General features: G+C 33.0%; 24 protein-coding genes. 19 read left to right on the plus strand and 5 right to left on the minus strand.

Going from position 1 to position 23210, the window contains the following annotated elements:
- The first annotated feature begins 38 nt into the window (after positions 1 to 38).
- The 12 genes from ABD077_RS00925 (at position 39) to ABD077_RS00980 (ending at position 10490) form a co-directional block, all read left to right on the plus strand.
- A complete protein-coding gene (locus ABD077_RS00925; protein WP_343909588.1) occupies positions 39 to 2159 on the plus strand; it encodes a peptidylprolyl isomerase in 2121 nt (706 codons plus the stop codon).
- Between the two features lie 36 nt (positions 2160 to 2195).
- Entirely contained in the window at positions 2196 to 2567 is a 372-nt protein-coding gene (locus tag ABD077_RS00930; RefSeq protein ID WP_343909590.1) for a BlaI/MecI/CopY family transcriptional regulator, read from the plus strand.
- On the plus strand, positions 2554 to 3738 hold the full coding sequence (locus tag ABD077_RS00935; RefSeq protein ID WP_343909592.1) for a tetratricopeptide repeat protein: 1185 nt from the start codon (positions 2554 to 2556) through the stop codon (positions 3736 to 3738). Before ABD077_RS00930 ends, ABD077_RS00935 begins: the two co-directional genes overlap by 14 nt.
- 126 nt (positions 3739 to 3864) lie before the next feature.
- On the plus strand, positions 3865 to 4341 hold the full coding sequence (locus ABD077_RS00940) for a hypothetical protein (RefSeq protein WP_343909594.1): 477 nt from the start codon (positions 3865 to 3867) through the stop codon (positions 4339 to 4341).
- A 36-nt stretch (positions 4342 to 4377) separates the two neighbouring features.
- Entirely contained in the window at positions 4378 to 4935 is a 558-nt protein-coding gene (ruvC, locus tag ABD077_RS00945) for a crossover junction endodeoxyribonuclease RuvC (RefSeq protein WP_299605495.1), read from the plus strand.
- 81 nt (positions 4936 to 5016) lie between these two features.
- A complete protein-coding gene (gene hemW, locus ABD077_RS00950) occupies positions 5017 to 6153 on the plus strand; it encodes a radical SAM family heme chaperone HemW (RefSeq protein WP_343909596.1) in 1137 nt (378 codons plus the stop codon).
- A gap of 26 nt (positions 6154 to 6179) precedes the next feature.
- Entirely contained in the window at positions 6180 to 6929 is a 750-nt protein-coding gene (locus ABD077_RS00955; protein ID WP_343909598.1) for a cyclase family protein, read from the plus strand.
- Positions 6929 to 7285 (plus strand): DUF4260 domain-containing protein, encoded by a 357-nt coding sequence (locus ABD077_RS00960; RefSeq protein ID WP_343911958.1) that lies wholly within the window; start codon positions 6929 to 6931, stop codon positions 7283 to 7285. The genes ABD077_RS00955 and ABD077_RS00960 overlap by 1 nt, the downstream gene beginning before the upstream one ends.
- A 1-nt stretch (position 7286) precedes the next feature.
- Positions 7287 to 7901 (plus strand): DUF4230 domain-containing protein, encoded by a 615-nt coding sequence (locus ABD077_RS00965; protein ID WP_343909599.1) that lies wholly within the window; start codon positions 7287 to 7289, stop codon positions 7899 to 7901.
- 6 nt (positions 7902 to 7907) lie between these two features.
- Positions 7908 to 8309, plus strand: a complete 402-nt coding sequence (locus ABD077_RS00970) for a GNAT family N-acetyltransferase (protein WP_343909601.1) — start codon at positions 7908 to 7910, stop codon at positions 8307 to 8309.
- Complete coding sequence (locus tag ABD077_RS00975) at positions 8300 to 8656, plus strand: MmcQ/YjbR family DNA-binding protein (RefSeq protein ID WP_343909602.1); 357 nt, start codon at positions 8300 to 8302, stop codon at positions 8654 to 8656. Before ABD077_RS00970 ends, ABD077_RS00975 begins: the two co-directional genes overlap by 10 nt.
- Positions 8657 to 8720: 64 nt before the next feature.
- Positions 8721 to 10490 carry a MutS-related protein gene (locus ABD077_RS00980; RefSeq protein WP_343909604.1) on the plus strand — a complete coding sequence of 590 codons (1770 nt, stop codon included), beginning with the start codon at positions 8721 to 8723 and terminating at the stop codon, positions 10488 to 10490.
- Here ABD077_RS00980 and ABD077_RS00985 read toward each other — a convergent pair.
- A complete protein-coding gene (locus ABD077_RS00985; RefSeq protein WP_343909606.1) occupies positions 10464 to 11327 on the minus strand; it encodes an AraC family transcriptional regulator in 864 nt (287 codons plus the stop codon). The genes ABD077_RS00980 and ABD077_RS00985 overlap by 27 nt on opposite strands.
- Before the next feature lie 136 nt (positions 11328 to 11463).
- Between ABD077_RS00985 and ABD077_RS00990 the strand changes: the two genes are divergently transcribed.
- The 7 genes from ABD077_RS00990 to ABD077_RS01020 all read left to right on the plus strand — a co-directional run bounded on the left by ABD077_RS00990 (position 11464) and on the right by ABD077_RS01020 (position 18433).
- Positions 11464 to 12387, plus strand: a complete 924-nt coding sequence (locus ABD077_RS00990) for a dihydrodipicolinate synthase family protein (protein ID WP_343909608.1) — start codon at positions 11464 to 11466, stop codon at positions 12385 to 12387.
- Between the two features lie 56 nt (positions 12388 to 12443).
- Positions 12444 to 14027, plus strand: coding sequence for an aldehyde dehydrogenase (NADP(+)) (locus ABD077_RS00995; RefSeq protein ID WP_343909610.1), 1584 nt, complete (start codon positions 12444 to 12446; stop codon positions 14025 to 14027).
- A gap of 2 nt (positions 14028 to 14029) precedes the next feature.
- Positions 14030 to 15040: a 4-hydroxyproline epimerase gene (locus ABD077_RS01000; RefSeq protein ID WP_343909612.1), complete on the plus strand. Its 1011-nt coding sequence runs from the start codon at positions 14030 to 14032 to the stop codon at positions 15038 to 15040.
- An 87-nt stretch (positions 15041 to 15127) separates the two neighbouring features.
- Positions 15128 to 15490, plus strand: coding sequence for a four helix bundle protein (locus ABD077_RS01005; protein ID WP_299605472.1), 363 nt, complete (start codon positions 15128 to 15130; stop codon positions 15488 to 15490).
- A 49-nt stretch (positions 15491 to 15539) separates the two neighbouring features.
- A complete protein-coding gene (locus tag ABD077_RS01010; protein ID WP_343909614.1) occupies positions 15540 to 16784 on the plus strand; it encodes an NAD(P)/FAD-dependent oxidoreductase in 1245 nt (414 codons plus the stop codon).
- 36 nt (positions 16785 to 16820) lie between these two features.
- Positions 16821 to 17996, plus strand: coding sequence for an extracellular catalytic domain type 1 short-chain-length polyhydroxyalkanoate depolymerase (locus ABD077_RS01015; RefSeq protein ID WP_343909616.1), 1176 nt, complete (start codon positions 16821 to 16823; stop codon positions 17994 to 17996).
- Positions 17997 to 18034: 38 nt separating this feature from the next.
- A complete protein-coding gene (locus ABD077_RS01020) occupies positions 18035 to 18433 on the plus strand; it encodes a hypothetical protein (protein ID WP_343909618.1) in 399 nt (132 codons plus the stop codon).
- Between the two features lie 60 nt (positions 18434 to 18493).
- Here ABD077_RS01020 and ABD077_RS01025 read toward each other — a convergent pair whose 3' ends face one another.
- The 4 genes from ABD077_RS01025 to ABD077_RS01040 form a co-directional block, all read right to left on the minus strand.
- Positions 18494 to 19594, minus strand: coding sequence for a DUF4407 domain-containing protein (locus ABD077_RS01025; RefSeq protein WP_343909620.1), 1101 nt, complete (start codon positions 19592 to 19594; stop codon positions 18494 to 18496).
- A gap of 126 nt (positions 19595 to 19720) precedes the next feature.
- On the minus strand, positions 19721 to 22015 hold the full coding sequence (locus tag ABD077_RS01030) for a M56 family metallopeptidase (RefSeq protein WP_343909622.1): 2295 nt from the start codon (positions 22013 to 22015) through the stop codon (positions 19721 to 19723).
- A complete protein-coding gene (locus tag ABD077_RS01035; RefSeq protein WP_343909624.1) occupies positions 22012 to 22383 on the minus strand; it encodes a BlaI/MecI/CopY family transcriptional regulator in 372 nt (123 codons plus the stop codon). The genes ABD077_RS01030 and ABD077_RS01035 overlap by 4 nt, the downstream gene beginning before the upstream one ends.
- 130 nt (positions 22384 to 22513) lie before the next feature.
- A complete protein-coding gene (locus ABD077_RS01040) occupies positions 22514 to 23209 on the minus strand; it encodes a hypothetical protein (RefSeq protein WP_343909626.1) in 696 nt (231 codons plus the stop codon).
- Between the last annotated feature and the right edge of the window lies 1 nt (position 23210).

Raw genomic sequence — 23210 nt, forward strand, 5'->3', positions numbered from 1 at the left:
ATATCTTACAATACTAGAAAGAACTAAATTTAAAAGATATGCTACAATATATTATTCAAACTATATTATTTCAGCTAATATTTTTAATAGCGTATGATTTATTTCATAAAAAGGATACCTTTTTCACAGTTAATCGAGTCTATCTTTTAGTCACTTCGCTTCTTTCTTTAACACTCCCTTTTATTAAGGTAAAAAGCATTCAGGAAACAATACCCGATGATTATGTAGTAAATTTACCAACAGTCTTTATTGGAAACCAACCTATTAAAAATACGGTTATAGAAACGACGAATTCAGTTGCTACTGCTTCTGAGAATATCAACTGGTGGTTGAGTATTTATACCGTAGGAATAGTCGTAACCTTATTTTTGTTTGTCAGAAAAATTTTTATAATCTATTCTTTAAACAAAAAATCAACAAAGGGAACTTTTAATACATTCCCCATTAGGATATTACCCAATAGCAAAGATGCGTTTACATTCTGGAATACTATCTATATCGGTAGCCAATTATCAAAAAATGAAAAAGATCAGATCTTAATTCATGAAATTGTTCATCTAAAACAAAAACATACCTTAGACCTTCTATGGTTTGAGATAATCAAAATCATTTTCTGGTTTAATCCATTATTGTATATCTATCATTCTCGAATTATCACTTTACACGAGTATATCTCTGATGCTTCGGCGATTAAATTACTAGGAAAAAGACAATACTATGAGCAGTTGCTCAATGCAAATTTTGAAACGAAAAATGTACAATTTGCAAATAATTTCTTCAATCATACATTACTTAAAAAAAGAATCATCATGCTTCAAAAAACGAAATCGAAATCAAAAGCTAAATTCAAGTATTTAGCCATATTACCATTACTATTGGTAATGCTTACTTTTACTGCTTTTTCGCAAAAAGCAGTTGCCTTAGCAAATATTTCTTCAGAAAAAATTACTGACGAAATTCAGGAATTAACCAACTCATTTGCTGATACAGATACTACAGACGAAATCGAAATTGCTAATGAAATTCCTGTAAAAGAAATCATAGTTCCTTCTGAAACCGAAGAACCTAAAATAGAGGACGAATCTAAAACACTTCCTGTAATTAATAAGGTAGAAACAAAAACAAAGAAGACTACTAAAACCATAGCTAAAGATTCTTTATCTGAAGAGGATCAAAAAATTGTGAACCGACTTTTAGAAATCAAAGAAGATATAACAATTCATAACAAAAGTTTTGCCAGTAGAGCAGTATTATACTCAGAGGATCCAGGATCCAAAGGAAATGGCGGGTTCTATTTTGTGCAAAAAGATACTCCATTTCATGAAAGCTTTAAGCAAGTAGCATTTAGCCTTCAAGAAGGTGAAATTTCTGAGCCGTTTAGAACTCCTTTTGGTTGGCATCTACTAACTGTAGAAAAAATTAAAACTGATGGTGTAGATGTTAGACATATTTTAATGATCAGAGAACAAACCATTCCTTTTGCCACGATAGAGAAAGTACCAGCTACTCAGAATTGTAAAGACTTAGCTACTAATGAAGAAATAAAAAAATGTGTATCTGACGAAATCAAAAAATATGTAAATAAACACTTTGACATGAATATCCCACAAAATCTTGGCTTAAAGGGTGTAAATCGCATATATGTTAGGTTTAAAATAGATACTTCTGGAAATGTCGTAGAAGTAGAATCTAGAGGTCCAGCTATCGAAGTAGAAGAAGAAGCAAATAGGGTGATTAGCTCTTTACCTAAAATGATTCCTGGAGAACATAAAGGTGAAAAAGTAAATGTGTTATACTCCCTACCTATCGTATTTCAAATTGGAGAAAATACTGACAACCAAAAATCAACAACCAAAAACGACAATCAAACAAAAAAAGAAGCTGTTCTTACGGAAACCTTGTCAGACATTGAAGGAAATTCAGTTGAAAAAGGATATTATTTGATAACCAACATTTTTAAACGCAAACCTTATTTTGAAAGGGGAATGGGAAAACTTAAAAAGATGGGACTTAACCCAAAATGGTTTAAAAACCCTAAGGACACTTATATTTATGTATATCTAGATAGATATGATACGTTCGATGAAGCCAAAGCATTACTATATTCAGATTATGACGGAAAGTATGAAGGAGATTTATATATCCTAAAAATTCAATAATAAATTAACAAAACACAATACCCTTATAAAAGACAGATGAAACAATTAACAAAAGCAGAGGAAGAAGTAATGCAGCTTTTATGGCAACTTGGAGAAGGAAATGTAGCCGCCATTATCGAATGTATGCCTGAGCCTAAACCTGCATATAATACCATTTCTACCATTATTAGAATTTTAGAAAACAAAGAATTTGTATCTCATCGTAAAGAAGGGAAAGGATATATCTATTTCCCTTTGGTAAAAAAAGAAGAATATAGTAATCAGTCACTGAATAAATTGATGAATAATTACTTCAATGGTTCTTTTAGAAATATGGTCTCATTTTTTGTAAAAAAGAATGATATGAATATCAAAGATCTAGAAACCATTCTAAAAGAAATCAACAAAGAAGATCATGAAGCTTCATAAAGATGCCAAACATTACATCTTTATTATTGCGCTATTCGCCTTTACCTTAATTAAAGCCCAAAAGGCTTCATTAAAGGCAGCGGATAGTCTATATACGATTGGTAATTATACCGAAGCTATAAAAGTATACCAGAACATTGATCCAAAAGATGACTACATTTTACTAAAAATTGCTAAAGCTCATAAAGCAAAAGGCACATATGCGGATGCTTTAGTTTATTATGAAAAAGTACTTCAATTGGACACTGAATCGCTATCAGTAAAACTGGAGTATGCTAAGTTATTAACCACTACTAGAAAGTACAAAAAAGCTGACAGTGTTTATGCTGGTTTAGTTTCCCAGTATCCTGATAACCCTAATTTTTATTATCAATTAGGTTCTGTTAAGAAAAAACAGAAGGATAGCACTGCAATCGTTTATTTTAAAGAAGCCTTTAAGCTAGATAGTACACACCAAAAGAGCTGTTTTGAAGTAGCAAAACACTTTCTAAAAAAGAGAAATTATAATAAAGTCGAAGATATCGCCAATAAAGGATTATCCTCTTATTCAGAAAATCCTGAATTGATCAATATTTTAGGACAAAATTATCTTTTGAGGAAGTATTATTATGAAGCAATCCCCTATTTCGAGAAATTAGTTTCGTTAAATCATAGTAATGAGTATGTACACGCTTCGTTAGCGCTATGCTATCATAAAAATTATGATTATAAATTAGCCATAGCACAATATCAAGAAGCGTTAAAATATAATGATCAGGTGCCGCTAAGATACACTCGGTTAGGAGATGCTTATACCTCTATTAAAGAGTATGAGAATGCTCTAGATAGCTATAGAGCTGCACTGACTTTAAAAGATCTTCCTATAGAAGAGGATGTTATGAGGATTGCCATGACCTACCGCCATCAAGAAAAATGGGAAGACGCCATTAAACATGCCAAAATAGCCCTTAAGGAAAATCCAGAATTCATAAGGGCACAATATCAGCTAGCCGTATTTGCAGATGCTTATTACAAAGACCCAAAAGTAAAATTGGAATACTATAATTTATTTATGAAAAAATTTGGTAAAACTAAAGACGCCAAAAACTTCTATGGGTTTATGGTTAATAAAAGAATTACCCAACTCAAAAAAGAAATTCAAGCTTCTGAAAAAGCTGTAGTAGAAAACTAACTATTGATCTGGACTATTCGTTTTCAGGCAATAGAAACGCTTAAGCAACGATCTTTTAATAAAAAACTTTAATTTTAGGGGCTTTATATACACATCTTGTATTTTTACACCTCATAAAATTAATGAATGATTAAAAGGGTATATTACATATATGTTTTCATCTTCTTATCATTTTCCTGTGATAAATTATTGGTAAAAAAAGAAAATCAAGAGGACGTTTTTAGAGAAAAATGGAGTGAAATTGACAAAAACCAAGTAGATAAACCTCCTTTTTTTGAAACCTGTATCAATGAACCTGAAGAAATAGATGATTGTTTTCATAAAACTATTATCAATCATATAAAGTCCGAAATAGCTGGTACTAAAATTTCGGTAACAACATCCATAAACGATACTATATGGATACCATTACTAGTGGATAAAAGAGGCAAAATCAATCTAGAAGAATTTACGATACCAGAATTAATAACTGAGCAGATTCCTAATTTTGAAGATATTCTTATAAAAAGCATCAAAACGTTACCCAAAGCAGACCCTGCTATTGTACGAAGTACACCTGTTACCTCTAGATATAAATTACCTCTGGTTATTCATATGAATTAATAAGGTATTGCTTAGTTTTGTAGAAACGAGAATTTCTTGGAAAACGAAAAAATCATATTAGGCATTGATCCTGGAACTACCATTATGGGATTTGGATTGATAAAAATTATCAATAAAAAAATGTCCTTTTTACAATTGAATGAGCTACAACTTGGTAAATATGATGACCATTATTTAAAGCTAAAACTTATTTTTGAAAGAACCGTAGAGCTTATTGATACTTATCACCCAGATGAAATAGCCATTGAAGCTCCGTTTTTTGGGAAAAATGTACAATCCATGCTAAAACTAGGACGTGCACAAGGAGTCGCTATGGCAGCTGGATTAAGTAGAGAAGTTCCCATAACTGAATACTCGCCAAAAAAAATAAAAATGGCAATTACTGGTAATGGAAATGCCAGTAAGGAACAAGTAGCTAAAATGCTCCAAAACCTTCTAAAAATCAAAACACTTCCTAAAAATCTAGACTCTACCGATGGATTGGCAGCTGCAGTTTGTCATTTTTATAATATGGGAAGAGCAGATATCGTAGGAAAAAGCTATAGCGGTTGGGCAGCTTTTGTAAAACAAAACGAAAAACGAGTGAAAAAATGACACGTTTGGCTATTCTATATTTCTCACATATAACCTTAGATTTGTAATAAATAGAATTTTCAAAACTAAATAACAACTGATTTGTCTGGTATCTACATCCATATTCCTTTTTGCAAGCAAGCTTGTCATTATTGTGATTTCCATTTCTCAACTTCTACCAAAAAGAAGGATCAAATGGTGTTTGCTTTGTGTAATGAGATTAAACTAAGAAGATCAGAAATCGATGATTACCAAGTTATTGAAACAATATATTTTGGAGGAGGAACACCAAGTATTCTCACTGTTCCTGCTTTAAAATTTATTATAGATACTATCTACGAAAATTACCTAGTATCAGATAATGTAGAAATAACCGTAGAAGCAAATCCGGATGATCTTACAGAATCCTACGTAAAAGCCATTGCCAGTACAGAAGTAAATCGACTAAGTATCGGTATCCAATCTTTTTTTGATGAGGATTTGAAACTTATGAATCGAGCGCACAATGCCAATGAAGCTAGTAAGAGTATATCCCTAGTTAAGGAATATTTTGATAACTTTTCTATTGATTTAATTTATGGAATACCAGGAATGTCAACAGATAGATGGAAAGAAAACCTGAAAATGGCATTAGACACCAAAGCTCCACATATCTCTAGCTATGCACTAACGGTAGAACCCAAGACCGCCTTGGCATCATTCGTAGAAAAAGGCATTATTGCTCCCGTAGAAGATGAACTTGCTCAAGAGCACTTTGGCATCCTAGTAGATACAATGGAGCAAGCAGGGTTTGAGTATTATGAATTTTCGAATTTTGGAAAACAAGGATATTTTAGTAAAAACAACACCGCATATTGGCAAGGAAAGCATTATTTAGGTATCGGTCCTTCTGCGCATTCGTATAATGGTAATGAACGAAGTTGGAATATTAATAACAACACAAAATATATCAAAGCGCTGCAAGAAAATGAGCTTCCTAAAGAAGTAGAAAAGTTAACCACTACCGACAAGTACAATGAATACGTAATGACGGGATTACGAACAATTTGGGGTGTTTCTCTTAAAAAAGTGGAAAATACTTTTGGAATTACTTATAAAGAATACTTACTAAAACAAGCTAAAAAACATATAGAAGAGCATTTATTATTTTTGGATGATGATACACTATCAGTTACTAAAAAAGGAAAGTTTTTAAGCGATGGGATTGCAAGTGATCTTTTCTTATTAAATTTAGGCTAACTCAGAAGATAGAGGAACACATTTTCATGATTACAACCATTCAATACCAGAAAACTTCTTATCAAATTGATTTATCTAAACCAATGGATATCTCTATCTCATTGAGAGCTACGGAAGACAATGTAAATGCATGGTATATCCCTGCTCCCAAAATAGAACCTGTAAAAGATGGTGATTGGGTTGGAAAAGTTTCTGAAGGAGCTTCTACTAACTTTAATAATATATACTTTAATCCGCATGGACATGGAACACATACAGAATGTGTTGGACATATTACTCCAGAATTTCATAGCATTAATCAAACTTTAAAACAATTCTTTTTTACGGCTGAACTCATTACGATTGACCCAGAAATTAAAGATGATGATTTTGTAATAACAAAAGAACAAATCAAAAAAGAATTGTTTTCAAAACCAGAAGCACTCATTATACGAACAACCCCTAATTATCCCGACAAATGCAACAAACAGTATTCTCATACGAATTGGGCGTATTTATTAGAAGAAGCTGCACTTTTTATAAGAGAACAAGGAATCAAACATCTTTTGATTGATTTACCATCTGTAGATAAGGAAAAAGATGACGGGAAATTATTGGCGCACAAAGCTTTTTGGAATTATCCTCAAGATACCCGATTAGACGCAACTATTACAGAAATGGTTTTTGTAAAAGATCAAATAAAAGATGGACCATATATACTTAACCTTCAGATAGCATCTTTTGAAAATGATGCTTCTCCTAGTAAACCTGTTTTATATAAAATAATACAATCATGATGAAAACCACTTTGCAGTTAGAAGAGTTGGCTATGCTAGGTTTAGGCATATACCTTTTTAGTTTGCTATCATTTTCTTGGTGGTTATTTTTGGCTTTATTTTTGGTACCTGATATTGGAATGTTAGGATATATTATCAATACTAAAATAGGAACTTTTTCATACAATATATTTCATCATAAAGGCATAGCTATTGTAATCTATCTGATCGGCGTATATCTGTCCAATGAATACCTATTGTTATGCGGAATCATCCTATTTTCGCATTCAGCCTTTGACAGAATTCTAGGATATGGTCTTAAATATGAAAAAGGATTTAAATTTACCCATCTAGGTGAGATTGGGAAAAAGAATTAATATGGAATTATTATTTATTGGATTATTAATAGGTGCTATTTTGGCGTATTTTATTTTTGCCAGATTTAGTGCTGTTAAAAAAAGAGCTAGTGTACAAACACAATCCACTATTCTTATGGAAAAGATAAGAAGTGTTTGCAAACTTGTTACGGTAGAAGGCGATTTTGCAGAAATATACCACTACGAAAGTGTAAAAGAGAAATTCTTTAATATCATAAGAGGCAAGAAAAAGGCATTAATTCTAATTGATGCAAAAGCACATGTGGGATTCGATCTTTCCAAGATAAAATTAGAAAGCGATACCAAAAACAAAAAAATTATTTTAACCCAATTTCCACAAGCCAAATTGCTTACTATTGAAACGGATTTTAAATATTATGATAAGAAAGAAGGTTGGTTAAATCCTATGACTTCTAATGATCTTACCGATATTAATCAGGAAGCGAAGCAATTTATTATAGATAAAATTCCTCAAAGTGGATTAATAGAAGCTGCCGGAAAAGAATTATTAACTGTAATATCTCTTATGGAAACCGTTGCAGAGTCAATAGGTTGGAAATTAGATTATTCAGCTTTAGAACTCAATAATGAGTTAGATCAAAAGCTTCTTAACTAGAAAATAATGGGTATTACAATCTCTACGGATAATTCAAAACTAAATATTGATTTTATTCATCAATTTTTAACGAAAGCATATTGGGCAAAAGGAAGAACCAAAGAAGAAGTTAAAAACAGTATAGAACATTGTCTTAATTTTGGCGTTTATCTAAATGGTGAGCAGATTGGTTTTGCTAGATTGTTAAAAGATTATACTGTTTTTGCATACCTTATGGATGTATTTATTATTGAAAATTATAGAGGTAATGGATATTCCAAACAACTGATCAAGACGATCGTAGAACATTCTGAACTCCAAAAAGTACATCGGTGGATGCTTGCTACTAAAGATGCGCACGGATTATATAAACAATTTGGATTTGAAGAATTACCAGATCCTAATTTGATGATGACAAAATGGACATAGAAGCTTTTAGAGCATATTGCTTATCAAAAAAAGGTGTTTCAGAAGAATTTCCTTTTGATGAAACAACACTGGTTTTTAAGGTAATGGGAAAGATGTTTGCCTTAACAGGATTGGAAAGAATTCCCTTTAGCGTAAACCTAAAATGTGATCCCGATAAATCTTTAGAACTCCGAGAATATCATCCAGAAATCGAACCTGGATATCATATGAGTAAAAAACATTGGAATACTGTTAACTTTTCTGGCAGTTTAGCTACTCATATGTTATGCGAATTAATTGATCACTCTTATGACTTAGTTGTTAGTGGACTGACCAAAAAAGCAAAACAAGAATTAGAAAACCTTTAAAACAAAAAAAGAAAATCCATATTATAGTCTTTTCGGCTTACAACATTTTCTTTTTACACATACAATGAACAAACCGCACGAATTTTATGACTCGCAAATAAAAAGTCATAGCAACTCTTTAAGTAAAATAAAAAAACAATTAGCCATTTCTAGTACCATTAGGCTTCTTGTTTTTCTAGGGATTATAGCCGGGATCTACTTTGGATATCCTAATACACAGATCATTCTGGGAAGTATTATTGTAGGTATTGTCATTTTTATTGTTATGGTAAATCGTCATACTAACCTATCCTATACCAAAAATAAACTCCAAAAATTAATTGATCTGAATCAACTAGAGTTAGACGTTTTTAATAACGACTATAGCAAACTCCCTACAGGAAAAGAATTTATCGATGCTACCCATGAGTATAGTCATGACATTGATCTATTCGGAGACCGGTCTTTCTTTCAATACACCAATAGAACTGCTACTATAGCTGGTAAAAACATGCTTACTGAGCTACTAAAAAGTAATAACATAAAAGAAATAAAAGACAAGCAAGATGCTATTAAAAACCTCTCTAAATTAGCTTCCTGGCGACAAGAATTTACAGCCATTGCCTCTTTAGTAGAGGTCTCCATATCCATATCCAAAATTCAGTCTTGGCTACAAAGGTATACGCCATTTGTCCCAAAAATAATGAAAGTACTTCCTGCTATTGTTTCTGCAATCTCTGTTATATTATTGGTGTTGCTTTTTATAGAGGTTATTACGTTTCAAATGTTTCTCATTTGGTTTTTTATTGGCTTAGGAATCACAGGATCTCAATTAAAAAAAATAAACAATTTGTATAACGATGCTAATAAAGCAAAAGATACCTTCGAACAGTATTACAAACTAGTTGATCTTATTGAAAAAAGTAAATTCGAATCAAAATTATTGCAAATAAAACAGCAAAATGTCATCAATGAAAAAGAAAAAGCTTCATTAATCCTAAAACAGTTTGCCAGTATACTAAATGCCTTTGACCAACGAAATAATATGATGTTTGGAATTTTTGCAAATGGTCTTTTTCTTTGGGACATCATACAATGCTATCGAATTGAAAAATGGATAGCTGCTCATCATCATAAAGTAGACCAATGGTTTGAAGTCATCGCATTTTTTGATGCTTATAACTCCTTAGGTAATTTTGCTTTTAATAATCCTAATTATGTATATCCAGAACTGACAAAAGAAGGGAACATCATTGAAGCTAAAGCATTAGGACATCCAATGCTAAAAACCTCTAAACGAGTTGATAATAACATTACTATTAATAAAGAAGAGTTTTTCATTATCACTGGTGCTAATATGGCTGGTAAAAGTACTTTTTTAAGAACTGTAGCCCTACAGATTGTGATGTCTAACATAGGACTTCCCATATGCGCAAAATCTTGTTCCTATAGACCAATTAAATTGATCACAAGTATGCGAACTTCTGATTCGTTAAGTGATGATGCTTCTTATTTCTTTTCAGAATTAACACAACTTAAAAGAATTGTAGATGCCTTACACAAAGACGAATACTTTATCATTTTAGACGAAATCCTAAAAGGTACTAACAGCAAAGATAAAGCTGCGGGATCCAGAAAATTTGTAGAACGATTGGTAAAAGCAAATGCCACGGGTATCATAGCTACTCATGATTTAAGTTTATGTGAAATAGCTTCCGAATTGAACTCTGTAAAAAACAGGTTTTTCGATGCGCAAATTATAAATGATGAACTATTTTTCGACTATAAATTCAAAGATGGGATATGTCAAAATATGAATGCTTCATTTCTATTGAACAAAATGGGGATCGTTTAGTCTTCTTTTGTAGGCAGAAGGAGTAATACCTTTTATTTCTTTAAACTTTCTATTAAAATTGGATAAGTTTTTAAAGCCACTGCTATAAGAGGCTTGGGATATGGTAATCTCTTTTTCTTTGGATAATAATTTACAAACATTTTCAATTCTAACTTCTATCAAGAATTGAAAGAACGTTTTATTCGTTCTGGTTTTAAAATATCTACAAAATGCATTGGGAGTCATATTAGCAAGATCCGCTGCCTCTTTCAGGGAAAAGTCTTTGCTAAATTCATCCATCACAGCTTTAAAAACTTTTGCCATCCGTTTTCCTTCATTATCAGTATACACCCTTTTAGAAATAAATGAAGATATCGTTTGAGTATGAGCCGTTTTTAATAACTGTAATATCTTTAAAAACACTACAAAACGATCAAAACGATTCTCTTCTTCTAAAATTCTCAGAAACTGTTTTTTAAGCTTCTGCTTTTTAGAAAGTACTCTAATTCCATATGCCGAACTTCTAAAAAAATCCGAAAGATCTTCAAACTCTGGGAGTTCAAAAAAAGATTTACCAAAAGATTCTCTAGTAAAAAAAAGCGAAATCATATACGATTCTTCATCCGAAGAAGCGCTTTTTAGCACATGTGGTACATTACTACCAAAAACCAAAATATCATTTGGCTTATAATCTGTAATAGCATCTCCTACAATTAAGCTACCTTCCCCTGATATGATAATAGATATTTGTATCTCTTCATGCTGATGCAGCTTATCATATAGCACAATTCCCCTATCTTCCTGAATAAGCAACGTATCTGTAGAAGATTTTGGTATTTTAAAAGGTAGGGCTTTCATTTACAGACAAATATATTCCAATATTAATCATATTAATGTAAATTTCAATAATATAAGATAATATAGTATTAGTTTTAGATAATTTCACCATATCCTAAGCTGTAATTTGACAATATCTTTGAATAAAAAAACAACAATGAATATAAAATGGGAAGGTGTGATGCCTGCAGTAACTACAAAATTTACTGATCAGGACACTTTAGACTTACAAATGTTTACGACCAATATAGAAGCTCAGTTAGAAGCTGGTGTCCATGGTATTATATTGGGTGGCACTTTAGGAGAAGCCAGTACACTTACTGACGCGGAAAAAAGCACTTTGGTAAAAACTACTGTAGACATAGTTGATAATAAAGTTCCAGTGATTATCAATATCGCTGAGCAAAGTACAAAAGGTGCTATAAACGCTGCTAAGAAAGCTCAGGAAGATGGCGCGAATGGACTAATGATATTACCTCCAATGCGTTACAAAGCAGGAGATCGAGAAACGGTAGTATACTTCAAAGAAGTAGCTAAAAATACTGACTTACCCATTATGATTTATAACAATCCTGTAGATTACAAAATCGAGGTTACACTGGACATGTTTGAAGAACTTTTGGGAGTGGATAACATTCAGGCGGTGAAAGAATCAACAAGAGATATTTCTAATATTACTCGCATCAAAAATAGGTTTAATGATCGACTAAAGATTCTATGTGGTGTAGACACACTTGCCTTAGAAAGTTTACTTATGGGTGCTCAAGGTTGGGTGGCTGGATTGGTATGTGCATTCCCTAAAGAAACCGTTGCTATTTATGAACTACAAAAAGCAGGCAGAATTAAGGAAGCCTTAGCAATATATCGCTGGTTTTTACCATTGTTAGAATTAGATATAAATCCTAAATTAGTACAGAATATCAAACTGGCAGAAGTTGCTACTGGTATTGGAACCGAAAATGTTCGCGCTCCTAGACTTCCGTTAATTGGAGACGAACGAAAAATGGTTTTGCAGATTATAGAAAATGGAATCAAAACAAAACCTGTTTTACCAGATTACAAATCATTAGTAAGTAGCTAGTTTTAAAGCTACCACAAAAAGACAATAAAATTATTACACTCATTAATGTATCATTTATGATAACGGGCAAAAACTACATAGGAAATCAACTTTCATCTGAAGGATCAAAAACATATAAGACCTTTAACCCCAAGTTAAATATTGAGAACACTACTCTTTTTCATGAAGCTTCATCAGAAGAAATAGAAAAGGCAGTTTCTTTAGCTTCAAACGCCTTTGAAATCTTTAAAAAGATTTCAGGAGCAAAAAAAGCTGAATTTCTGAATGCTATTGCTGATGAAATTTTGGCATTAGACCAAGCTCTTATCGAGACATATATGTCTGAAACAGGCCTGCCGGAAGGAAGAGCAAAAGGGGAACGTGGAAGAACCATAGGACAGTTACGAATGTTTGCTAAATTGTTATTAAATGGATCTTGGGTAGAGGCTACTATCGATACAGCGGATCCAGATAGAAATCCAATACCAAAACAAGACATTCGAAAAATGCTTGTACCATTAGGACCCGTTGTAGTTTTTGGTGCTAGTAACTTTCCTTTGGCTTATTCTACAGCTGGTGGAGATACAGCCGCTGCATTTGCAGCAGGATGTCCAGTTATTGTAAAATCACATCCTATGCATGCAGGAACTGGAGAATTGGTTGCTAGTGCAATTACAAAAGCAGTTGAAAAAACGGGAATGCCAAATGGAGTTTTTTCAAACCTTAATAGTTCGGGAATTGAAGTCGGCACGCAATTGGTACAACATCCAAAAGTTAAAGCCGTTGGTTTTACAGGAAGTATTAAAGGAGGAAGAGCGCTGTTTGATTTAGCGTCACAAAGACCAGAGCCTATTCCTGTTTTTGCAGAAATGGGAAGTATTAATCCTGTCATTTTATTACCAAAAGCCACAGAATCTAGAGGTAAAGAACTTGCCAAAACCTATGCACAATCCATAACTCTAGGAACAGGGCAATTTTGTACAAATCCAGGATTAATATTAGGCATTAAAGGATCTTCATTAGATAAATTCATTGAATCCTTATCCGATGAAATCTTAACAATAGATCCTTCTTGTATGCTACATCCTAACATCATAGGTAATTATGAAAGAAATAAAAACCGCGCATTAGAACAGAATGGACTAATAACGACAGCCGATTATCATGATGATGTCGCAGTTAATCATGCAAGACAAACCATAACTACAGTAGAAGGTAAAACCTTTTTAGAAAACACTACATTACATCAAGAGGTTTTTGGACCATTTTCTATGGTAGTACAATGTGAAGATATAGAAGAATTAACTGTAGTAATCTCTAATCTAGAAGGGCAATTAACAGGAACTATTTTAGCAGAAAATGATGAATTAAACTCATATCCCTTTATCGTCGATGCCTTGCAAGACAGAGTAGGTAGAATTATTTTTAACGGAGTACCTACTGGTGTGGAGGTTTGCCCTTCTATGCTTCATGGTGGACCTTACCCTGCTTCTACCGACAGTAGATTTACAGCAGTAGGAATTCACTCGATAAAAAGATGGGTTCGACCATTTAGTTATCAAAGTTGGCCCAATCATCTTTTACCAGATGAATTAAAAAATGAAAACCCTTTAGGTTTGTCTCGTCTAGTAAATGGCTCGTCAACCAGTGATCCCATCTAATCATGTCTAGAACTGTTTTTAAATGTATCGACGCACATACCTGCGGAAATCCAGTAAGAGTAGTCACCACAGGACATCCTGATCTACAAGGGAATTCGATGAGTGAAAAAAGACAACATTTCCTCAAAGAATATGATTGGATCAGAAAAGGGTTAATGTTCGAACCTCGTGGTCACGATATGATGAGTGGTAGTTTTTTATTTGAACCACATAATCCTGAAAATGATTTTGCCATCTTATTTATCGAAACCTCCGGTTGTTTGCCGATGTGTGGCCATGGAACTATTGGTACTATTACCATTGCTATTGAAGAAGGACTCGTACAACCAAAAAATACAGGAATCATAAAAATGGAGGCGCCTGCTGGTTTGGTAGAAATCAGCTATCAACAAACTTCAAATAAGGTAGATTGGGTAAAGTTGAAAAATGTGAAATCATATCTAGCTCGCGAAGGCCTCACGATCCAATGTCCAGAGCTAGGCGAAATAACTTTTGATGTAGCCTATGGTGGTAATTATTATGCCATCATTGATCCGCAAAAGAACTTTAGTGGTATACAAGATTTTACCGCTTCTAAATTGATCCAGTTTTCGCAAATACTAAGAGAAAGTATGAATAAGAAATATCCTAATCAATTTATACATCCAGAAAATCCAACTATTAGAGATGTAAGCCATGTGTTGTGGACAGGAACTCCTTTAGATATTAAATCTTCGGGTAGAAATGCTGTTTTTTATGGTGATAAAGCAATTGATCGCTCCCCTTGCGGAACAGGAACCTCAGCAAGAATGGCTCAATTATACACAAAGGGAAAACTAAAAAAAGGAGAAGAATTTATCCATGAAAGTTATATAGGTTCTAAATTTATTGGAAGAATTGAAGAAGAAACAACATTAAATGGTAAAAAGGCCATTATTCCAAGCATACAAGGATGGGCAAAAATATACGGATACAATACCATTATTATTGACGAGGAAGATGATCCTTATGCGCATGGGTTTCAGGTAATTTGATAAGATGTATTAATAAATCAATGAAAAATGATATAATGAAGTAATTTATGATTTTAGAAAATAATCAAAAAGAGGTTAAACTAACATATGGAAAAGGTAGAATTCATTGAAAAATTTAAGGATCGAACTAAAAAATTATCTGTAGACATAATTCTGATGTATAATAATTTGAATAAATCAGAAGCCACTAAGGTTATTGGTTATCAAATTATAAAAAGTGCAACCTCGACAGCAGCGAACTATCGAGCTTCGTGTATTGCTAGATCCAAAAAAGAATTTTATTCTAAAATTTCAATTACAACTGAAGAGGCAGATGAAACCGTATTTTGGTTAGAAGTTTTAAAAGATTCGGGATTAGCATCCGAAAAATTAATTAATCCACTCTTAAACGAAGCAGAAGAAATTCTAAAAGTAGTATCAAAAGCTAGAAAAAACACCACATTTAATTAAATTATTTATACCATTAATTAGATCATTGTTTCACTAAACCATTCATACATTGAAAAATTGTATCATTATCGGAGGAGGTATTATCGGATTATCATCCGCATATTACTTACAGAAGGCTGGACATAAGGTTACCATTATTGACCAATCCTCTATGGACTATGGAGCTTCTTATGTAAATGCAGGATACCTGAGTCCAAGCCATATTATTCCGTTAGCAGCTCCTGGAGTGATGAAAAAAGGATTAAAATGGATGTTTAATCCAGGAAGCCCATTATTTATTAAACCACGTCTAAAATCAGATTTTTTACAATGGGCATGGGCATTTAACACTTCTTGTTCCATCAAAAATGTAACCAGAAGTATACAGCCTATTAAAGATATTACCCTACTAGGTCAGCAATTATATTCGGAAATAAAAAAAGAAGAAAATTTCAAGTTCCAACTAGAAAAAAAGGGACTTTTAATGATTTGTCAAACCAACAAACTGTTAGAAGAGGAATTAAAGGTCGTGGATTTAGCAAAAAAAGAAGGACTTGCAGCAAGAGAATTATCCATAAAAGAATTGCAACAAATAGAACCGAATGTACAAATTGACGCTAAAGGTGCTGTTTTATTTGAGTGTGATGCCCATACTACTCCAACTACTTTTATGGAAGAAATAAAAGCTTATCTGAGTAAAGCTGGTGTTACTATTCTTAAAAACGAAAAGATACGAAGTGTACAAAATGAGGGAGACAAAATAATTTCAGTAACGAGTGATTCTAGCACCTATACAGCAGATGAATTTGTAGTAGCCGCAGGATCTTGGTCTAAATTACTTTGTAAAAAACTAGGCATCAAACTGTTGTTAGAAGCAGGCAAAGGGTATCGAATTAACTGTACTAGAGACCTTGGTATAACTATGCCCGCTATATTAGCCGAAGCAAAAGTAGCAGTAACTCCAATGGATGGTTTTACCCGATTTGCTGGAACTATGGAAATCGCCGGAATTAATCATTATATTAATACTGTTAGAGTAGATGCTATTGCCAAAGCAGCTCATAACTATTATCCGAAAATCACGATATCAGACTCCGAAAAGAATGATGCTGCTTGTGGTTTAAGACCTGTAACGCCAGATGGAATGCCCTATATCGGAAAATCTGTAAAATGTAAAAACCTAACTATAGCTACAGGACATGCAATGCTTGGTTGGAGTATGGGAACATCCACGGGAAAACTCGTTTCAGAAATTATTTCTGATAAAAAAACATCATTAGATATAGAAGTGTATCATCCAGATCGAAGGTTTTGAGTATCTTTAGGATCACTTTACACAAACTCAAATCTCATGACTGTATCTAATTACAACCTACTTTCGTTTGTCCAAAAAACAACTTTAATTGTTTTAGTATCTAACTTCTTTTCATTTTCATCAAATGCTCAGCAAACATTAACCAATACGCTAATGCATGATGGAATACAAAGAGAATATATTTTATATATCCCTGCCAGTTATTCTGGTAATGTAGAGGTTCCATTGGTTTTTAATTTTCATGGATATCGTTCAAATCACACCCAACAAATGAATTATGGAGATTTTAGACCCATTGCTGATAGAGAAGGTTTTTTGATTGCTCATCCTCTAGGAACAGTAGATAATAATGGAAGTACTCATTTTAATGTAGGCTGGGGAACTAGTACCGTTGACGATGTAGGTTTTACTGCAGCCTTAATCGATGAAATATCATCAAACTATAATATTAATCAAAACCGTATTTACAGTACTGGTATGTCTAACGGCGGATTTATGAGCTATAGATTAGCTTGTGAACTCAGTGATAAAATTGCTGCTGTTGCTTCTGTAACAGGAACTATGACAGTAGGTCAACAGAACAATTGTACCACTTCTCACCCAATGCCCATTATGGAAATACATGGAACTAATGACACTACTGTACCGTACAATGGGAATTTTGGTTTTGAATCTGTTGAAAATGTGCTTAGTTTTTGGGTAAATGCTGTAAATACGGATTCTACTCCTACAATCACAAATATTGATGATATTAATACCAACGATAACTCTACAGTAGAATATTATGTGTATGACAATGGTGATAACGGAGTACAAATAGAACACTTCAAAATAATCAACGGAGGACATACATGGCCTGGCAGTGCTTTTGAAATTGGTCCTGTGACCAATAAAGATATCAATGCATCTGAGGAAATATGGAAGTTCTTTTCTAAATACGATATTAACGGTGCGGAGCAACTCTCTGTAGGCGATTTTAATGAAGGTGACTTAACTGTGAACATTTATCCTAATCCAACAAGTAATTATCTTACCATAAACACAATTTCTTCTGAACCTGTACCATACACTATGTATTCTGTATCAGGAAAGACGGTATCTATTGGTAAAATAGACGCTGTTGATCAAAAAATCGATATGAACAGCTTAGCATCTGGCATCTATTTTTTAACTATTAAAAATAGCTCCTATAAAATACTGAAAACTGAGTAATTAGGTATACTCTTTAGTTGTGGTTAATGATAAAATTTATGAATAATTTTTACGAAATAGATGAAATAGGAAAAATGGAGCTTTTAAGCAATTTGAATTGTTATAGTAGCTTAGAGGAATTTAAGGTTGAAGAGTATTCAATAACTATAGGAATTAATTCCACTGATGAAAATCAAGCCAAAAATCTCCACAAATATATACATCTAATTTTGAACCAAATTACAAGTTTTGATAGTAATGCAAAGGACAAACTAAAAGAGCTATATAATCCAACTAAAAGAGAGCTTGAAGAAATAAAAGTCAATCATATAGATTTTTATATCAATAAAGATTTTGATTTACTTTATAACCTCCCCGAAGGTTCTCCAATGGAATATTTAACTATCAAATTTTCTGAACATGGGAAAATTATTGATTCTGGAGGAGTAAATTATTAAAAAATTAACCACAATTAAAAAATTAGTGGTTATACAAATTGCTAAACATACAATACTCCTTTACAAAATGTCTGTTTGTCTTTTATAAAAGGCGTCTTGTTGTTTTTGCATTAATTCTCTAGCGATTTTCTTTTTGTACTGATACAGCTCATCTTCTTCAGCAATATCATTGTAAACTCTATCATTTACCGTATGATCGGTTTCTAGTAATGCTTTACGCTGATCTGCTTTCTGTGCAGTCCATGTTTTGACTTCACCTTCTAGATCTTCAATTTTAAAATCATATTCCCCTTTGGGAGATAATAATTTTGCAAAAATCGGAGAGGTTTCGATCGCTAAAAACAACAGAAAGATAAAGAAAGAAGGTAACCAAGGTAATTCGCCCAATGCATTTACCCTTGCCATTAATCCATCAAAATTATCAATAATTAGTTGAGAATCTTCTACCTGTTTTTCATATGCTTGTGCAAGTTCACCTTTCTGTAATTCCAGATTTGCAATTTTTTCAGCATTCGTTTTCTTTAACTCCACTAATTCTGCTAATTGTGCATCATGCTTTTCTCTTTTTTCTTTGTAAACAGGGCCTTTACCCACGAGCTCTGTTCCTTTTCGTCCTTCTGCTTCGGCAATATAAGTTTCGTACAATTCATTGACTTCCGTTTCTTTGGCAGTCACTTCTTTTTTTAGTGCTTCAATTTCAGTGTCAATTCCTTCTACAATAGGCGTATACTGCGTAGCGATTTGTTCCTGATTTGCCAATGTAAGATCATTCTTTTGCTCTAAAAGCACTTGATCTATTTCTTTTTCAAAAATCTTTAATTCCAGAGGTTTGGATATCACTACTGCTATGATGACTGCCAAGATAATTCGAGGAGAAGCCTGCAAAAGCTCATCCAAAAAACTATCCTTTTTCTTTATGGTAGAAACGATAAACCTATCCAGATTAAAAATTAACAGCCCCCAGACAATTCCGAAAAACACTGCTGTAAAATAATTATCAAAAACTGTGTATAACGCATAGCTAGCAGCTAAAAAAGCCATTAATGCTGTAAAAAATACGGTTGCGCCAATACCGGCATACTTATTTTGTTCTCCGTTGGAGCAATTGGCCAAAATATCGGCATCTGTGCCAGAGCACAGAATAAAAAATCGTTTTAACATAATCTAAGGGTAATTTTGATTGACAATAGACTTATAACGCTGATTACTAATCAAATGTTGCACAAAAACCCCACCAAAGTGAGGTTTTAATGCGTTTTTATGTATTGATGAATGATATCTAAATAATTAATCTTTGATAATCACTTTAGATTTACCGTTATTAGTAGAAGCATCAATGGATAGCGGATTACCCGAATCCTCTACTAATTTGAGTGCTTTTTTTGCAGAGATTTTCTTTCCGTTATAATAGAATTCCGCGTCGTTTTTTGCCATGTTTTCTATTAATTTATCAGGAGTCTGGCGTTTAGCTCGTTGTTCTGCTTTTCTAGCATTCATTTCAGCAGCGCGCATAGCACTTTCACTTGCCAACATTTGTGCTCTAGCATTCATTTCTGCCTTGCGCATTTCTTGTCTTGCTTGTTGTTCTGCTTTTCGAGCTTGCATTTCCGCTTCACGTATTGCTTTTTTCGCATCCAGTGCTGCTTTATAGGCTTCAAATTCAGCTTTTACTTGCTCTTTTTGGGCTTTTCTTTCAGCCTCTAGAGCTAACTTTCTGGCTTTCATTTCTTCTTTTCGCATTGCCTTCTCAGCCTTTCGAGCTTGTATTTTAGCTTTTCTCATATCTTTTGCCGACAATTCTCTCAATCTTTGTCGTTGTTCTAATACCTCTGCTCTTTGTTTCTCTGCTTGTTCAGCAGCTTCAGCTCTGGCTCGTTCTGCAGCTCCTATTAACTTCTGCATTTGCTCCATTGCGATAGCTCGTTTTACTTCAGCTTCTTCAATTCCAGCAATTGCATCTCTTCGATTATCCTGCTCTACTCTTTCTGCATCTGCAATTAATCGCTGAGATTCAGCTAACACTTCCATTTCTTCTGCTTTTATCTCCTCTAATGCTCTTTCTTGTTCCGCTTTTTGTTTCGCAATCTGAGCTTCCACTCTTTTGACATAAGCTTCTTTTTCTTCTTGGGTCAAGTCAGAATCTTCTGCAAACATTACCTCCACATAATTTCCATTCACTTTTGAAGGAGCTTTAGGCTCTGGTGGCGGTGGTGGTGGAATATCGTTTTTCTCTCCTTTTTTTACTTTTGGAGCTGGTGGCGGAGGTGGAGGAATATCACTTTTCTCACCTTTTTGTACTCTTGGAGCTTCTGGTGCTGGTGGTGGAGGCGGGATATCAGGAAACTGCTCAGATCTTTCACGTTGTTCAGAAGTCATATTTCTATAGATATATATCATACGATAAATATTACTCTGCGTGATATCAATGGGCTTATTCCCTTTAATCTTGGAATTTAAATCCTTTGCCCATACATTATACTCTTTTACCATTTCTTCTGTTACTCCATCTTGAATCTCTTTCTTTTCAGAGCTTTTGTGAATGGTCATAGCTATTTTCTCAGATGTGTTTTTAATAGTTGATGGCTTCAAATAATTAATATTTTCATTATTTATTTTTTTCAGTTCATCATCAATATTCACTGATTTAGATTGCTTTATAGGTATAGGAGTATCTAATAAAGGTGCATCTTCAAGAAACACTACTTCTCGCTCTTTCGCTACTATTTTATTATTGAAAAAAAGTATGCACATTGAAAAAACAAGAATCATACTAAAAAGTTTTAAGGCGGTTCTTTTTTTAGAAAATGTTTTGGTCATCATCTGTAATCGTTTTTTAGTTAATGAATAATTAATAGGGCTCGATAATTCAGCTTGATTAGAGCTGTTTTTGTAATTAAGGAGTAAGTCAAAATAATTCTGTATCGAAAATTGTTGTTTTAATACATTCTGATCTGCTAAGAACTCATGATTTAATCTGATTGATTTTTTAAGGAAAATAAATATTGGATTAAACCAAAAAATTACTTGTAATAATTCTACAAACAGTACGTCTAAGGTATGTTTTTGAAGCACATGTGTTTTTTCGTGAAGAAGGATTTCTTCTGGTATAGCATTTTGTTGAAACTCTTTTTTGGGAACAAAAATATAATCAAGAAATGTATGAGGAACAATAGAGTTCCCTACCAAAACATTTACATGAGATGTCTCCTTCAAACGTTCATTTCTTCTCACTTTTTTAACTATATGAATAAGATTTTTAATAAAACGAATACAGAAAATCAACACGCCGATTCCGTATAAACTCCATAATATAGCAGATATATAATCGACTGGTTTATTTACTTCACTTAGTTCAGATACATCCATCATCACTGGTGCTGCCGCATCTAGAACTATTTCTGGTTGCGGAACAACTTCTACTTCATAGGTAAGGGTAATAAAGGGTACGCTAAAGGCAAATACCATACTAAAAAGAAGATAGAATCTCTTTAAAAAATGGATATTCTCCTTTTCTAAAAACAACTTATAGAAACCCCATAAGAGCATCAAACACAAAGAAGATTTAAGAACGTAGGCTATCATTTCTGTTTCTTTAAAAGTTCTTGATCCACTATTTTTTTAAGCTCCTCTAACTCGGAAGTAGATAGATTTGTTTCGGAAGTAAAAAACGAAGCAAACTGTGAAGCCGAATCATTGAAGAAATTCTTTATTAAACCATTTACATGCTTAGAGAAATAATCTGTCTTTTTTACTAACGGATAATATTCTCTGGATTTACCATATAATTTGTAGTCTACAAAACCTTTGTCTTTCATTCTTTTTAACAAAGTCGCCACTGTAGTTGTAGCCGGCTTAGGTTGGGGGAAAGCATCGAGTAAATCTTTCATAAAAGCTTTCTCTAGTTTCCATAGATATTTCATTAGTTGTTCTTCGGCTTTTGATAATTGCATTCTTCTACATTATTAGAATTAACTCTACAAATGTAGAATAAAAATCTATATTTCCAAAATATCCTTATTCTAAAAATAAAAAACCGCTCGTTTAGAGCGGTTTACGATACATTACCAATGGTGCAAATAGTTATAAGCCGTTTACATAATTCGCCAATTTTATAAGATCTTGAAAATTCTTAAACTTTAGTTTTTCTTTTTTGATGTAAGATTTCACATCTTTTCTTTTCTCCTCGGGAATATATTCTAAAATTGTTTTTTTACTAATCTTAGCATAAGCAAGCTGCTCTGATTTTCCAACTACGTAATAAGTATAACTTTTTATTTTACCTGGTCGATCTTGTTCTAATGTTGTTTCCGCTTCCACAGGCATGGTCAGCTTTGTGCTATATTTTAGATAAAAATCTATATCTCCTATACGCTCTAATTTCTGTAAATATCCGAATCGCTGTTTATCTTCATCATCCTTGTAGCTCTTGTAATAAAAAGTTTTACCATCCATTACTAAGTGAATTTCAGCAGCTTGTTTCAAAAAATCTGTCTTTTTATCTGATGGAGATTTTTTCATTTCAAAAAAATCTCCATAAACATCGTATCTTAGAAATGTCTTCTTTTCAAAACTAGTTAAACCGTCATACACGGTTCCGTTTTTAAAAGTTTCCTCCATATAACGGCTACCTATAAATTTAGATAAGTCAATATTTTCGGCCTCTGTTCTTATAGAAGGAACTGCTATTTGTTGGGCATTTAATGTTAATGATCCTAAGGATAAAAAAATAATACCTGTTAAGGCAAAAAATAAAGTTTGATTTCTTTTTGAAAACATA

The sequence above is a fragment of the Aquimarina litoralis genome (assembly GCF_039523995.1).
In the GTDB taxonomy this organism is placed as follows: Bacteria; Bacteroidota; Bacteroidia; order Flavobacteriales; family Flavobacteriaceae; genus Aquimarina; species Aquimarina litoralis.